At 49.8% G+C, this 13,749-nt stretch carries 16 protein-coding genes; 10 read left to right on the top strand and 6 right to left on the bottom strand.

Annotated elements, in window-relative coordinates; all coding sequences use genetic code 11:
• Positions 1-132: 132 nt before the first annotated feature.
• On the bottom strand, positions 133-1,332 hold the full coding sequence (locus AC286M_RS32615) for a glycosyltransferase family 4 protein (RefSeq protein WP_488208369.1): 1,200 nt from the start codon (positions 1,330-1,332) through the stop codon (positions 133-135).
• Between the two features lie 753 nt (positions 1,333-2,085).
• On the opposite strand from AC286M_RS32615, the gene AC286M_RS32610 reads away from it, so the two are divergent.
• From AC286M_RS32610 to AC286M_RS32595, 4 genes are all read left to right on the top strand, one after another.
• Positions 2,086-2,244 carry a hypothetical protein gene (locus AC286M_RS32610; protein WP_488208368.1) on the top strand — a complete coding sequence of 53 codons (159 nt, stop codon included), beginning with the start codon at positions 2,086-2,088 and terminating at the stop codon, positions 2,242-2,244.
• Positions 2,245-2,337: 93 nt separating this feature from the next.
• Positions 2,338-3,543 carry a formamidase gene (gene fmdA / locus AC286M_RS32605; RefSeq protein ID WP_488208367.1) on the top strand — a complete coding sequence of 402 codons (1,206 nt, stop codon included), beginning with the start codon at positions 2,338-2,340 and terminating at the stop codon, positions 3,541-3,543.
• Positions 3,544-3,817: 274 nt separating this feature from the next.
• Entirely contained in the window at positions 3,818-4,084 is a 267-nt protein-coding gene (locus AC286M_RS32600) for an FmdB family zinc ribbon protein (RefSeq protein WP_488208366.1), read from the top strand.
• Between the two features lie 295 nt (positions 4,085-4,379).
• Positions 4,380-5,027 carry a methyltransferase family protein gene (locus AC286M_RS32595; protein WP_488208365.1) on the top strand — a complete coding sequence of 216 codons (648 nt, stop codon included), beginning with the start codon at positions 4,380-4,382 and terminating at the stop codon, positions 5,025-5,027.
• 23 nt (positions 5,028-5,050) lie between these two features.
• Here the strand turns inward: AC286M_RS32595 and AC286M_RS32590 are convergent, their stop codons facing one another.
• The 4 genes from AC286M_RS32590 to AC286M_RS32575 are packed head-to-tail and all read right to left on the bottom strand — an operon-like array spanning position 5,051 to position 6,833.
• Positions 5,051-5,308, bottom strand: a complete 258-nt coding sequence (locus AC286M_RS32590; protein ID WP_488208364.1) for a Txe/YoeB family addiction module toxin — start codon at positions 5,306-5,308, stop codon at positions 5,051-5,053.
• Entirely contained in the window at positions 5,286-5,555 is a 270-nt protein-coding gene (locus AC286M_RS32585) for a type II toxin-antitoxin system Phd/YefM family antitoxin (RefSeq protein WP_488208363.1), read from the bottom strand. Before AC286M_RS32585 ends, AC286M_RS32590 begins: the two co-directional genes overlap by 23 nt.
• A gap of 59 nt (positions 5,556-5,614) precedes the next feature.
• A complete protein-coding gene (locus tag AC286M_RS32580) occupies positions 5,615-6,076 on the bottom strand; it encodes a cupin domain-containing protein (protein ID WP_488208362.1) in 462 nt (153 codons plus the stop codon).
• Positions 6,077-6,134: 58 nt separating this feature from the next.
• Positions 6,135-6,833, bottom strand: a complete 699-nt coding sequence (locus tag AC286M_RS32575) for an SAM-dependent methyltransferase (protein WP_488208361.1) — start codon at positions 6,831-6,833, stop codon at positions 6,135-6,137.
• Between the two features lie 177 nt (positions 6,834-7,010).
• Here AC286M_RS32575 and AC286M_RS32570 point away from each other — a divergent pair, with 177 nt between their 5' ends.
• Positions 7,011-7,568, top strand: a complete 558-nt coding sequence (locus AC286M_RS32570) for a Uma2 family endonuclease (RefSeq protein WP_488208360.1) — start codon at positions 7,011-7,013, stop codon at positions 7,566-7,568.
• 22 nt (positions 7,569-7,590) lie between these two features.
• A complete protein-coding gene (locus AC286M_RS32565; protein ID WP_488208359.1) occupies positions 7,591-8,418 on the top strand; it encodes a PD-(D/E)XK nuclease family protein in 828 nt (275 codons plus the stop codon).
• 140 nt (positions 8,419-8,558) lie between these two features.
• On the opposite strand, the gene AC286M_RS32560 is transcribed toward AC286M_RS32565, so the two are convergent.
• On the bottom strand, positions 8,559-9,638 hold the full coding sequence (locus AC286M_RS32560) for a PIN/TRAM domain-containing protein (protein ID WP_488208358.1): 1,080 nt from the start codon (positions 9,636-9,638) through the stop codon (positions 8,559-8,561).
• 137 nt (positions 9,639-9,775) lie between these two features.
• On the opposite strand from AC286M_RS32560, the gene hemW reads away from it, so the two are divergent.
• The 4 genes from hemW to AC286M_RS32540 all read left to right on the top strand — a co-directional run bounded on the left by hemW (position 9,776) and on the right by AC286M_RS32540 (position 13,693).
• Positions 9,776-11,092, top strand: coding sequence for a radical SAM family heme chaperone HemW (gene hemW / locus AC286M_RS32555; RefSeq protein WP_488208357.1), 1,317 nt, complete (start codon positions 9,776-9,778; stop codon positions 11,090-11,092).
• Between the two features lie 237 nt (positions 11,093-11,329).
• Positions 11,330-13,234: a molecular chaperone DnaK gene (dnaK, locus tag AC286M_RS32550; protein WP_488208356.1), complete on the top strand. Its 1,905-nt coding sequence runs from the start codon at positions 11,330-11,332 to the stop codon at positions 13,232-13,234.
• Between the two features lie 41 nt (positions 13,235-13,275).
• A complete protein-coding gene (locus AC286M_RS32545; RefSeq protein WP_488208355.1) occupies positions 13,276-13,449 on the top strand; it encodes a hypothetical protein in 174 nt (57 codons plus the stop codon).
• Between the two features lie 58 nt (positions 13,450-13,507).
• Positions 13,508-13,693, top strand: a complete 186-nt coding sequence (locus tag AC286M_RS32540; RefSeq protein WP_488208354.1) for a PCP reductase family protein — start codon at positions 13,508-13,510, stop codon at positions 13,691-13,693.
• The last annotated feature ends 56 nt before the right edge of the window (positions 13,694-13,749 follow it).

Below are 13,749 nucleotides of genomic sequence, written 5' to 3'. Positions count from 1 at the left end.
CAAATCCATACTTCCCCTAGGATAAATGCACTAATCATCTCTTAACCCTGAAATATAAAGCAATTGTCACAAAGCTACTATCTGCATTTTGGTCAAACCTATAGCCTCGCGGCGTGAAGCATTAACAGCATGTCACAGAGTACTTCGTTCTGGATTGGTTGGGGCCTTTGGCTGAATTGGGTTTTGTTGCTCCAGCATCAAGGCAAGCTGCTTTTGGAACTGCGCCAAGCCAAACTTGCTGATTGCCCGATTTCTCAATTTCATCTTCTGAGCATGGCTGTTTAAACAGTTGCGATCGCACAAAATGTCAATCAGCGTTTGAGCAATCTCTAACTCATCATCCGGATTGACTAAATAGCCCATCTTGCCGTGCTCCAGTGGATCAACAGCTCCATCGCAATTTCCGGCTAGCACTGGCTTACCACACGCCAAAGCTTCTAAATAAACAATGCCAAAGCCCTCGCCTTTACTGGGTAAGGCAAACACATCGCACAAATTATAGTGATCGCACAACTCCTGATCTGGAATGAAGCCAGTCAACGTCACAGCGTCCTCCAGACCAAGCTGATCAATCAACTGCTGGATGCGCGGCGTATCATCCCCTTTGCCCGCCAGAACATAATGCACATCGGGAATCTGCTGGCGAATGGTCGGTAACGCCCGCAGAATCTGGTCATACCCCTTATACGTATCGAGCTTGCCCAAACGGCTGACCGTAAAAATCACAGGCTGCTGTGGCTGCAATCCATAACGCTCTAGCAAATAGTCGGGCTTTGGCCCAATCTGAAACTGCTGCGGATCGAGCGTATTCGGCAGGACAACAACCTGTTCCGCCCGTAAGTCTTGTTCGTACAAAATGCGATCGCGGGTAAAATGGCTGACGGCAACAACCTGATCGGCCTGCTGGAGTGCTTTTCGCAAGTGAGGCCGCTGCAAATCCCAAACCTCCAGCCCGTGAGCAATCACCCAGTAGGGAATCCCAGAAATCTGCTTCAGCCACTGGCAGACAGGACTGTAGTTGACATGAGAAGCGATGATCAGCGAAGGCTGAGCCTGAACCCCCCGTTGCAGCGTTCGGCCCGCCATCAGCACCGTTTGCACAATCCGGGGATGATCGCCTAAACAATGAAATCGGGTTTGCGGTAGTAAACCAAATCGATTATGGATATGATCCAGCCGATCGTATTTGAGAAATAAGTCATACTCAGCGTCTGGGTAAAGCTGCTGGAGCGTTTTCAGCAGAAAAATGGAGTAGACCTGAATTCCACCTTTGAAGCCAAAAATATTAGGAAGCAGTAAGAAAAAATGGGCCGTTTCATCTAAATTATTCATCGGAATTGATGCAAGAGCTAGGGGAGACTGTTTTACCAACTTACCTTGGAAAGGTATTATTCTCTAATCACACTATTTTAATTCAACACTTGAGCAGTTGGTGTTGATAGCAATATCGGCGGCGCATCAAGATGAGAGTTAACTAAAAAAATAAGGTTGGTACCAATCGTCACTAAACAATAGCCAATCGATAAACCTAAAATAATACAATTGCTCTTTTGATTCGCACGATCAAAAATCCGATTTGTATGCTTAATCATTAGATCGATAACCTTAATATCTACATGGTGAACTGATGGTGAGCGGTTTGAAGCTGCAAGTTTTGTGTGCTGGTCACAGCAGCATCAACGGTTTCTGTCTTTTTGCCATATTTCGAAAATGGTCAAACATGCGAGAAGAGTTTAATGACTGTTTTGCAGCTTTCCCCACTTTTGAAATAGCTTGTGTTCGCTATACTCCCTTAGAAATCAAATTAAATAGGTACCATTTCCCATCTTTTTATGTGACTTTAGGTGAAGTTATTTGTGAGAAGCAATAAATTAATTGGTGATGCAGCAATTAGCACGTCGTGACACCATACAGTTAATAATGGTGATATTCATCACGCCTAGAAAGTCGTCTAGAAAGTGCGATCGCATTCTCCAAGTCGCACTTGAAATCCAAACCAGCGAATGCTATTGCCCAGATTCAAACGTTTGTGACGAAATTTGAACGATAGGCGGTGAATTTTAACGATTTCATCAGAATTTGCTGATGGACGGAAACTCGTTGATTGCAGTCTATCGGCTCCTATTCCACCGTTCCCCAGCCAGCAAAGTGTCATCCAAGCTACAGATGGCTCTGGTCAGTCAGAGAACACTCTTAATCAGCTTGAGCAACTTGAGCAACATCTTGAGTGCGATCGCAATTTAATCGCATAACGACTACTCCACAGATTTGCGATCGCGCCATCAACGCTGCCCAAACACTGCCCAACTATATAGGAACCGTGGACAGGAGACTCCCATGCCGCAAACGCTTTTCAAAGTAGACTTGACCAAGCCAATGGATCAACAGGAGCTACCGGGACATAACCGTTGGCATCCCGACATTCCAGCGGTTGTGTCGGTCAATCCTGGCGATGTTTTTCGGATTGAGTGCAAAGACTGGACAGACGGCCAGATCAAAAACAACGATAGCCCTGATGACATTCGAGATGTCGATTTAACTGTGGTGCATGTGCTGAGCGGCCCCATTTGGGTGAATGGGGCAGAACCTGGCGATATTCTGGTGGTAGACCTGCTGGATATTGGGGCGCTGCAAGGTGATGAGTGGGGCTTTACTGGCATCTTTGCCAAAGAAAACGGCGGTGGCTTTTTGACTGATCACTTTCCGGAAGCGGCCAAGGCCATTTGGGATTTTCAAGGAATTTATACCTCGTCGCGCCACATTCCCAACGTCAAGTTTGCGGGCATCATTCACCCCGGTCTAATTGGCTGTGCCCCCTCCCATGAGCTACTCGCCACCTGGAATCAGCGAGAACGTGAACTGGTTGATTCTGCACCAGATCTGCGGACCTATGGTACGGGGCTAGCAGGGGATATGCCTGTTTATGCGGCTCTCCCCAATCCGCAAAATGCCATCCTGGGCACGCTGCCGAAGTCCGAATATGAGCGGGTAGCAGCCGAAGCGGCTCGTACCGTGCCACCGCGTGAACATGGTGGCAACTGCGATATCAAAAACCTGTCCAAGGGCACCCGCATCTACTTTCCGGTTTATGTAGAAGGAGCCAAGCTATCGATGGGTGATATTCACTTCTCCCAAGGCGATGGCGAAATCTCGTTTTGCGGCGCAATTGAGATGTCCGGCTACATTGACCTACACGTAGACATCATTAAAGGCGGCGTCGAGAAATATAACCTGGTGAATCCCATTTTTAAACCCGGCCCCGTGGAACCGCACTATTCGGAATACCTGGTATTTGAAGGGATTTCGGTAGACGAGCATTCCGGCAAGCAGTACTACATGGATGTGCATATTGCCTACCGACGGGCCTGTTTGAATGCAATTGAGTATCTGAAAAACTTTGGCTTCACTGGTGAGCAAATTTACCTGATGCTCAGTTGTGCTCCGGTTGAAGGCCGAGTCAGCGGCATCGTCGATATACCCAATGCCTGCTGCACGCTGGCGATTCCCACTGCCATTTTTGATATGGATATCCTACCCAAATAGTTTGGTAGTTCTCAAAAGGTAATGATGTTTTGTTATATGGGCAGCGTTCACATAACAAAACATTATTACCTAACGACCACTCCCCATCATTTTTGTGGGGTGGGTGAGCGACCGCTGATTTTGGGCCTCAAATTTGTTTAGGTCACGAGTTTCACGTTGCTCAACTCAATCCGCAAAAAACAAGTCAAGGTGTTGAAGAAGAAGGTGAGCATTGCCTACCCTACAGCCCTTTACTACAGACTTTTCCAGCTCTTTTCAGTTTTACTTATTCTCCATGCCTCTCTACGAATTTCGCTGCACCACCTGCGGTATTTTTGACCAGTGGCGCTCAATGGCCGAATCCAGTCTGCCTGCTTTTTGCCCAACCTGTGATGTGCAAGGAAAGCGAATCTACTCACCGCCCGCAATCAATCTTTCATCGGCACTACCTAGCCGGTCTCGTCGTTCAGAACCAGAAGTCGTAACGCAATCAAACCGTGAGCCAGAGAAACCCAAATTCCAAGGTCAACGCTGTGGTCGCCCGTGGATGCTGAATCACTGACGAATCATTAGACTTTATCGGAAATTGTTTTGTAGTGCGGCTCAGCCGCGCTACAAAACAGTTTCCAACCCCAAAACTTTATTTCCAATAAAGTCTATTGACGAATTATTGACAGGGTAATTGGGCTGCACCGTGTTAATGTTTGCCGACTTATCAGTTTGTCCTGCTAATCTAGTGGTTTGTCAACGTTGTTTTGGTGGGGTTTGATGGTTGATATGTCGCGCGAAGCGCGACATATCAACCATCAAACCTGAGTTGACACAGTACTAGTGAAAGTCAGCAGGGCAAAAACGAGATGAAAGTTAAGCACAGCATCAATCTCAGTAAAGGATTAACGGCTCCTTTTGTGCTGGGCCTGATGATGATTTATCAAAATTTTTCAGTAGCAGCCTGGGTCTATCTAGCGCTGCATGGCACATACGGGATGTTGTGGCTGCTGAAAGATCGACTCTATCCCGATAAGCAGTGGGAACAAGAAATCTCTTTGCCAATGGGGTTGATAACGTTTGCTGTGGTGAATCTGTATTGGGTTGCGCCGTTTATTTTGATTAGCACTGGCGCTCAACCACCATTACCTTTCATTGCGGCTGCGATCGCAACTAATATTCTGGGCGTGTTTCTGCACTACGGCAGTGATGCGCAGAAGTATTACACCCTCAAGTACAAATCTGGGCTAATTACAGAGGGCTTTTTTGCCCGTTGCCGCAACCCCAACTATCTCGGCGAAATCTTCATTTATTTGGGATTTGCCATGCTGACGATGCACTGGCTACCGTTTGTGATTCTGGGCGGATTTGTTGCGGGTGTCTTCGTGCCCAACATGCGGAAAAAGGATCAGTCGCTGTCTCGCTATCCGGAATTCGAAGCGTACAAAGCGAGATCGGGACTGATTATTCCGAAGCTGTTTGTTGATAAGCAGCAGATAACTGGGGAATCAGCATAAGTAGAGGTGCGATCGCAACCGTTTCATTCATAATGCGACCACACGGAAACGCCGCGAATGGTTTTCGTTTCATTGTCTACCGAATAAACCAAGCGGTGTTTGATATTGATGCGCCGCGAATAGTACCCCTGAAGATTTCCTGCGAGTTTTTCATAGGGTGGCTCATAAGGATTGCGCCTGAGAATGTCTAGTAAACTCTTAAGATTAGTCTCTAGATTGGCTGCTCTTAGCTTTTTCGCGTCCTTCAGAACTTGACGACTAAACTGAATCGTCCATTCCATCTAATTCTTCCAAAAACTCCTCTTCTGAAACCCACTCATCCGCCTGTTCAGCCGCCTTTACCGAGGCTACTAAACCTGGAATTGACTGCAAGTAAAGAGTTTCTTGCAAGCTATCCCAATCAGCTTTGGACAGCAAAACAGCGTTTCCTTTGCGACTGGTAATTTCTCGGGGGATGTGATCTTTGTTGACTTGCTCAACTAGGTTAAACAGGTTAGCTCTAGCCTGACTTGCACTGAGAGACTCCATTGACAACCTCAATTCATGTACGACTTATTGTACTGTGGGGAATTTGAGAACTGCCAGTATTAGTCCTCTTGCAGAACTGGATACTGATCAAAGCGATGCATCAAATCCAGAAGTTCCTCCTGTGTGGGTTGCCGATCGTCTTTTGTCAGTTCAGCCAGTCCTTCAAAATATTGTTCACGTGAATCGGCAGGACAGAACATAATCAACAATTTTGCGGGTACATCTCCTGGATTGGAGAAGCCATGCGGCGTATTTTCGGGAACTAGCATGAGTGCGCCTGGGGCAGCCGATATCCGTTCCTGATTGAGAACCAGCTCAACTTCCCCTTCCACGACGTAAAAGATTTCCGTCAGTTGCTTGTGAATGTGGGGGCTGGCACCACCACTACCCGGTGCCATCGTGAATTCGAATAAGCCGAAGTGACCGTGGGTATCGTCACCCGTGACTTTGAAGGTGCAGGTACTGGTGCGAATCTGCACAGAGCGACCTTCGCCAGGCTGCAAAATTAGCGGTAAAGACATGAGACCTTTTATTAATGGGGCAATTGCGACAACCACAACCGCATTAATTTTAATCAGCTCATCTGCTGCTGAACTCAGGCCGTACGATTCTTAGCATCTCGTTCGCGCCCTTTTGAAACTCATACGCCACTGGCACCTGTTCAACGCTGCATCCCGCTTCAGTGAAGGTTTTGATGACGGGATCAAGGTGTTGCGATCGCAGTAAATCCAGCGTCAGCAGCGGAAAAATTCGCACTTCTGAACTGACGCGCAGCATGTCGCGAATCGAGTCAATATGAAACGCTGTATCAAAATGGTCAGAGTACAGAAACAGCAGGTGAGAACATAGCGCTAGGTCGAACGCATTGTCGGCAATATCCAAACTGGGCAGCGTCTGCACCTGATAGCGTCCCTCGCGTTGGCCCTGGTCGTAGTCCTGAGTAAACCGCTGGATGGTTTGGCTGCGACTCTGGCGCAAATCTGCGGGGGAACGGTGATAGCCCCAAACATAATCATTGGACGTTGCTGCCACCTGTTCAATAATGTCGTCCACGACGGTATTGAAGCGCTCTAGGATATCGGCTCCGCTAAATTGGTAAATGGGATCAACTGACAGGACAGACGCGCCCAGCGCGGTCGCTTCGGCGTTGAAGCTGGCTGGCCCATCGCCTACGCCAATGATGCGCCGCTGCAAGTCGGCATCGGTTAGATTAAAAATCTTGCGATATTCATCCAGAGAGCGACCAAAGGGGACAACCTGTTGAAGTTTTACAACCATTTGTGATGACAAAACGCTATCAATAGAGTGTAGCGAGCCTTACAGTAACGACAGCGCCTGAATCGTTGTGTTTTGATAATAGAAATGCATCTTGTAAGTTGATTGACAAACAATTAACAAGTAAACACCGTCGGCTGTACTCGCGATCGCAGCTTTATTTCCCTCACACTTACCAGAATGGTTAGAACCTCAACCCAATGGACAACAGCAGATTACCATCGCATGATTGCGGCTGGTGTGTTAGCAGGTCGCCAAGTTGAGCTACTTGATGGTGACATTGTTGATATGGCTCCAGAACTGCCGATTCATCGAGCAACCTATCGTCGTGGCGCTCGCTACTTAGAATCCATATTGTGTGATCGCGCCGTTGTCTTCACAACCGCACCGATTACGCTATCTAATAACAGCGAACCCCAGCCGGATATCTGCATAGCTGTACCACCCGAAAGCCGCTATGATGAGCGCCATCCAATGCCAGCAGATATCTACTGGCTGATTGAAGTCTCGAATTCTACGCTGGCCTACGATTTAGGTGACAAAGCAAATCTATATGCCCGTGCTGAAATTCGCGAATACTGGGTCATTGATGTTCCTAATCAGCAACTTTGGCTGCATCGCGAACCGATGGATGGGCGCTACCAATCTGTGACTCGTCAAGCATCAGGAAGCGTGTCACCGTTGGCACTGCCGGCTCTGAATGTTGCGATCGCGCATTTATTAACCCCAAAATCGTAAGCCCACAATCGTGAACTGAACGATGAGCCAACCCCTCACCCATTTGTCTCAAGGCCATCTCAACCTGTTAGAGCAGTGTCCCCGCAAGTTTCAGCATACGTACCTGGATCAGTTGCGGACTCCGCCGACGCCGGAGCAGCAGCAGCGCATGGAGTGGGGGCAGCATTTTCACTTGCTCATGCAGCAGCGCGAGTTGGGTTTACCGCTGGATGTCCCGGCTCAGACAGAACCGGATCTCTCTCAGGCCATGCAGGCTCTGATTGCGGCGGCCCCCGATGTGTTTACGCCAACTCCCGATCAGTTTCGCCAGAGCGAACATCGCCGTACGCTGGAAGTGCAAGACTACCTACTGACCGTTGTGTATGACCTGGTGCTGCTGGAGCCGCATCAAGCTCAAATTCTCGACTGGAAAACCTATCCCAGACCGCACAATCGCGATCGCTTAGCGCGAGATTGGCAAACGCGGCTCTATCTGTACGTGTTGGCAGAAACCACTGATCTAGAGCCAGAGCAGATTTCGATGACCTACTGGTTTACCAGAGCCGGACAATCAGACGAAGCTGATGCCTCTGATCGGCCTGCCTATAAACCGCAGTGCGATCGCTTTTCTTACAGTCACACTTGGCATGAGCAAACCCGCCAGCAGCTAACGATTCTGCTCACGCAGCTGACACAGTGGCAGCAGGATTATCAAAACGGTGTTGAGTTTCCCCAGGTTGATCTAGAGGATGGCAACTGCGATCGCTGTTCTCATGCCATTCGCTGTTATCGGCTGGATGCCCAACCACAACCGTTTGATGTCGCGGCAATGTCCATGTCTCTAGATGAGATCGAAGAGGTCGTTCTCTAGGACGAAATCTACCAGGAAAACCCAGACTATAGTGATTCCAGTTAAGAGTGAGAAAACGAGAGAGGAGAGTGCCTCAGCCTGAGGCACTCTCCTCTCTCGTTCTTAAAATCATGACCGATGTACTGCTATCAGATAGAGCTTTACGCCACGATTGACGTTTTCGGACGTGCGAAGATCATGCGGCCTGCCGATGTTTGTAGAGAGCCCGTTACGACCACGCCCATCTCGTCACCGATATAATCTGCACCTTCCTCGACCACAACCATCGTGCCATCATTCAGATAGCCAACGCCCTGCGAGGCTTCTTTCCCTTCTTTGAGAATACGCAGTTCCAGATCATCACCTGGCAAATAGGCAGGACGTAGCGACTGGGCCAGATCGTTGATATTGAGGACTACTACCTGCTGTAGGCTGGCAACCTTATTGAGGTTATAGTCATTCGTCAGCAAGGTTCCATGAATTTCTTGCGTCAGCCGCACCAGTTTGGCATCGACGGTCGTGAGGTCGTCATAATCCGTGGTGTTGATGACAAGGCGGTTGGGATAGGCCTCTTGCATGCGTTTGAGAATATCGAGTCCCCGCCGACCCCGCACTCGCTTTTGGTCATTGGAACCGTCGGCAATCAACTGCAGCTCTTGCAGCACAAACTGGGGGATGAGAATTTGACCTTCGAGAAAGCCGGTTTGCAGCAACTCCTCGATCCGACCGTCGATGATGCAGCTAGTGTCCAGCACCTTGGTCGTTGAAGGCTTGAGGGTGCCCTCAGCCAGCAGCATGGTTTCAACACTGTTGGGATTAATCAGCCGCAGCAGCGCCCGACCGTGAGCATCGGCCAGATTAACTCCCGTCACCGCAAAGATAACGCTACCAAGGACGGCGGTTAGGGGTTTAATAAAGGCAAATTCTTGTGGAATGGGCAGCAAGAACAGCGGGGCCAGCATTAGATTCGCGACCAGCAAACCCAGCACGAGACCCACCGCACGGCTGAGTAGTTGATCGACTGGCATGTCCCGAACTTGGGCTTCCACTCGACGATAGGTGGTTTGAGCGGTGATGCCTATTCCTAAGCCCAGCAGACCGCCAAAACCTGCCGTTACTAAGCTTAAGCCTTCTAGATTGGTGACTTGGGCGAGAGTATTTTCTGGCAGCAGTTCAACGCCATAAAAGCCAATGCCTGCCCCTGCTAGGATGAATGAGAAAATAATAATGGTATCAAGCATAGTTTCCCAGCCCTTGGACAATGGTCTGAAACCGTAGTCAAATTCTTGGCCTCATTATATCGCTCTCATTCCCAGGACTTGTTCAGCGTGGCCAATTGTAGCGTATAGACACAATTTACCTTCCATCGCGATCAACGATGAATCATGACCCCACACGCTGGCATGGCAATCCTCAGGCTGCTTATGTGCATATTCCGTTTTGCCGTCGGCGCTGCTTTTACTGCGATTTCCCGATTTCGGTGGTGGGCGATCGCAAACGAGGTGAAACGTCAGGCACGATTGCTCAGTATGTTGACGAGTTATGTCAGGAAATCATAGCAACACCAAAGATTGCAAACCGTCCGTTGCGAACCGTGTTTTTTGGTGGCGGCACCCCATCTTTACTCGCCGTTGAGCAAGTCCAGCAGATACTGGATACGTTGCACCAGCAGTTTGGCATTGCGGCCCCTGCCGAAATTTCGATGGAAATGGATCCTGGCACGTTCGATTTAGCCCATGTCACGGGGTATCGAGAGGCCGGAGTACATCGGATTAGCTTGGGCGTGCAGGCATTTGATGATGATCTGCTGGAACGCTGTGGTCGCTTTCACCGGGTTGCGGATGTGTATCAAGCCGTTGATCTACTCAAGACGGCGGGGGTGAAAAATTTCAGCCTTGATTTGATTTCGGGTCTGCCGACTCAAACCTTGACCCAGTGGCAGACATTTCTAAAAAACGCGATCGCACTTCAGCCTGCCCATATCTCTGTCTATGATTTGACGATTGAACCGATGACACCGTTTGGGCGGCAGTATGAACCGGGCCTTGCTCCTCTGCCGTCTGATGAAGCCACCACCGAGATGTATCGGATGGCGCAGCAGGTTCTCACGCAGGCTGGCTATCGCCACTACGAGATTTCCAACTATGCCCAGCCCGGATATGAATGCCGCCACAATCTGGTGTATTGGCACAATCAGCCTTACTACGGCTTCGGTATGGGAGCCGCCAGTTATATCAACAACCAGCGCTTCTCCCGGCCCCGCACCCGCCGCGAGTATTTTGACTGGGTCGCAGCTTATCAGCAGAATCACGGCAAAATCGAGTGCGATCGCACATCCCCAACGGAGCAAATGCTGGATACGCTAATGCTCAATCTGCGTCTGGCCGACGGCATCCCACTGGTGGATTTGCAAGATCGCTTTGGTGCAGAGCGCCTGCGTCAAGTTAGCCAAATCTTACTGCCCTTTTGCGATCGCAATTGGATCATCCTCAAACATCATCAATCATTAACCCCGACCGCGCTCTCCCCCCAAGCTACTCAACAACTGCTCACAACTTTGGCGAATCGGAACGAGACGTGCGATCGCAACCCCGATTTAACTCATTTCCACCTCTGCCTCAGCGATCCAGAAGGCTTTCTGTTCTCAAATGTGGTGTTGTCGAGTTTGTTTCAGGCATTGGATGATGAGACCTGAGGTCAACTCTGGCCGGATCTCTCTACTAATTGATCGGTTTTCCTCCCATTCATTTCCAATCGGTTCGGTCAATTCGACTGCATATGTGATTAAAGCCGAATTGGGTTACCCCGAAGGCTTGCCTATCCTAATAATTAAGCGCTCACAAAAAGCAACCTCACTGTAATTCTTACCAATTCATTTTTTGAGCCGCAGTTTTTAGATTAGGACGCAGATTAGGGAAGTTAGAGAACAAATATGGCTAAGATTGTTGGAATTGACTTAGGTACAACCAACTCCTGTGTAGCGGTTATGGAAGGCGGTAAGCCGACTGTAATTGCTAACTCAGAAGGCGGACGCACAACCCCATCCGTTGTCGCCTACGCCAAAAATGGCGATCGCTTAGTTGGGCAAATTGCCAAGCGCCAAGCCGTCATGAATCCACAGAATACCTTTTATTCAGTTAAGCGATTCATCGGTCGGAAATCTGACGAAGTGAAGCAAGAAACGACTGAAGTTTCTTACACCGTTGAGCGAGACAGCAGCGGCAATGTCAAACTCGACTGTCCGCAACAGGGCAAGAAATTCGCCCCGGAAGAAGTCTCTGCTCAGGTACTTCGCAAGCTGGTCGATGATGCCAGTAAGTATCTCGGTGAAACCGTGACCCAAGCGGTCATCACCGTCCCGGCCTACTTCAACGACTCGCAGCGGCAAGCCACCAAAGACGCAGGTAAAATCGCGGGTGTTGAAGTGCTGCGGATTATCAACGAACCGACTGCTGCATCACTGGCCTACGGTCTAGACAAGAAGAGCAATGAAACTATTCTGGTCTTTGACTTGGGGGGTGGTACGTTCGACGTATCCGTCTTAGAAGTCGGCGACGGTGTGTTTGAAGTCCTGTCTACCTCTGGTGACACTCACTTAGGTGGTGACGACTTCGACAAGAAGATTGTGGACTGGATCGCCGAAGAGTTTCAGCGCAATGAAGGCGTTGATCTACGCAAAGATAAGCAAGCGCTCCAGCGACTGACTGAAGCCGCTGAGAAAGCCAAGATCGAGCTATCTAGCGCAACCCAGGCCAGCATCAGCCTGCCGTTCATTACGGCGACGCAGGACGGGCCGAAGCACGTTGACATGACCTTGACCCGCGCTCAGTTTGAGTCCCTCTGCTCTGATCTGCTGGATCGCTGCCGCGTCCCCGTGGAGCAGGCGCTGAAGGATGCCAAGCTGTCAGCGTCTGACCTAGATGAAGTCGTGCTAGTGGGTGGTTCAACCCGGATTCCGGCAGTACAGGAACTGGTGAAGCGGATTACCAACAAAGATCCGAACCAAGGCGTGAACCCTGACGAAGTGGTTGCAATTGGTGCCGCAGTCCAAGCGGGTGTCCTCGGTGGCGAAGTGAAAGATATTTTGCTGCTTGACGTGACGCCGCTGTCCCTCGGTGTAGAAACGATGGGTAGCGTCATGACCAAACTCATCCCACGTAACACTACCATTCCGGCCAAGAAGTCTGAAATCTTCTCGACTGCTCAGGATGGCCAAACCAGCGTTGAAATCAACGTCCTCCAGGGTGAGCGGGAAATGGCTAATGACAACAAGAGCTTGGGCACGTTCCGTCTCGACGGTATTCCTGCCGCACCCCGTGGTGTACCGCAAATTGAAGTCACCTTTGATATTGACGCCAACGGTATCCTGTCTGTCTCCGCGCAGGACAAAGCATCCGGTAAGCAGCAGTCGATTACGATCACTGGCGCATCCACGCTGGATGACAACGAAATCAACCGCATGGTCAAGGATGCTGAAGCGAATGCGGAAGCTGACCGCCAGCGCCGTGAATTAGTTGACGCTAAGAACAGTGCCGATGCCCTGGCTTATCAGGCCGAGAAGCAGCTCAAGGATCTCAATGGTCAAGTGCCTGAAGCCGATAAGACCCGCGTCGAAGCCCTGGTCAAGGATCTGCGGGAAGCGGTGAACAGCGAAGATCGCGATCGCATTCAGTCCCTCACCCATGATCTGCAACAGGCCCTTATGCAAGTGGGCAGCGCTGTTTACGGTCAGGCACAACAGGCCCAAGCTGACGGTGCAACTGGCACGGGTGAAGCGGGTTCTGCCAACGGCAGCAATGACGATGTGATTGACGCTGACTTTGTCGAGTCGAAGTAGGTAGTGTCGGCCATCACGCTTGCACCTTGCTGATTAGGAATTTGAACGGTTTTTGCCGCCGCATTGCGGCGGCAAAAACCTCGTCAGGTTTGGGTGCAAATTGCATGCTTAAAAATTTTGCAGAGGAAGTGCAGCTGCGCTTCCTCTTTTTGGGGCGTATTGAGCTTTTTAAGTTTGGTCGTATTAAGGTGTGTTTGCAAAATTCGATTCAGTGAACCGAAACCTCTACAGTAAAAAGATAAGTGGAAATACTTTGTCGTACCCGATTAACTAATGCGCGATTCTGATCTCACTGATGTCATCATCTGGACTCCCGAAGCGGAGGCCAAACTCAAAAACATCCCGTTTTTTGCGCGATCGCAGGCACGCCAGCGAATTGAGGCCATTGCCAGAGCTGCGGACGAGCAAACGGTCACAGTTGAACTGGTCGAACGAGTACGTCTCCAGTTCGGGCAGTAACGCTGTGCCAAATCAGCGCTGATAGTCAAGGTGCCGCGCACAGCGCGGCACCTTGA

The sequence above is a fragment of the Thainema salinarum CENA647 genome (assembly GCF_057732415.1).
Note: the sequence above shows the minus strand (reverse complement) of the source record. Positions and strands in the feature narration are given on the sequence as shown.

Bases quoted from the DNA above. Each gene is read 5' to 3' on its own strand.
- AC286M_RS32560 (WP_488208358.1), bottom strand. From the start codon at position 9,638: ATGCTTGATACCATTATTATTTTCTCATTCATCCTAGCAGGGGCAGGC.
- AC286M_RS32590 (WP_488208364.1), bottom strand. From the start codon at position 5,308: ATGGAATGGACGATTCAGTTTAGTCGTCAAGTTCTGAAGGACGCGAAA.
- AC286M_RS32585 (WP_488208363.1), bottom strand. From the start codon at position 5,555: ATGGAGTCTCTCAGTGCAAGTCAGGCTAGAGCTAACCTGTTTAACCTA.
- AC286M_RS32615 (WP_488208369.1), bottom strand. From the start codon at position 1,332: ATGAATAATTTAGATGAAACGGCCCATTTTTTCTTACTGCTTCCTAAT.
- hemW (WP_488208357.1), top strand. From the start codon at position 9,776: ATGAATCATGACCCCACACGCTGGCATGGCAATCCTCAGGCTGCTTAT.
- AC286M_RS32540 (WP_488208354.1), top strand. From the start codon at position 13,508: ATGCGCGATTCTGATCTCACTGATGTCATCATCTGGACTCCCGAAGCG.
- AC286M_RS32595 (WP_488208365.1), top strand. From the start codon at position 4,380: ATGAAAGTTAAGCACAGCATCAATCTCAGTAAAGGATTAACGGCTCCT.
- dnaK (WP_488208356.1), top strand. From the start codon at position 11,330: ATGGCTAAGATTGTTGGAATTGACTTAGGTACAACCAACTCCTGTGTA.
- AC286M_RS32575 (WP_488208361.1), bottom strand. From the start codon at position 6,833: ATGGTTGTAAAACTTCAACAGGTTGTCCCCTTTGGTCGCTCTCTGGAT.
- AC286M_RS32570 (WP_488208360.1), top strand. From the start codon at position 7,011: ATGGTTAGAACCTCAACCCAATGGACAACAGCAGATTACCATCGCATG.
- AC286M_RS32580 (WP_488208362.1), bottom strand. From the start codon at position 6,076: ATGTCTTTACCGCTAATTTTGCAGCCTGGCGAAGGTCGCTCTGTGCAG.
- fmdA (WP_488208367.1), top strand. From the start codon at position 2,338: ATGCCGCAAACGCTTTTCAAAGTAGACTTGACCAAGCCAATGGATCAA.
- AC286M_RS32565 (WP_488208359.1), top strand. From the start codon at position 7,591: ATGAGCCAACCCCTCACCCATTTGTCTCAAGGCCATCTCAACCTGTTA.
- AC286M_RS32610 (WP_488208368.1), top strand. From the start codon at position 2,086: ATGGACGGAAACTCGTTGATTGCAGTCTATCGGCTCCTATTCCACCGT.
- AC286M_RS32600 (WP_488208366.1), top strand. From the start codon at position 3,818: ATGCCTCTCTACGAATTTCGCTGCACCACCTGCGGTATTTTTGACCAG.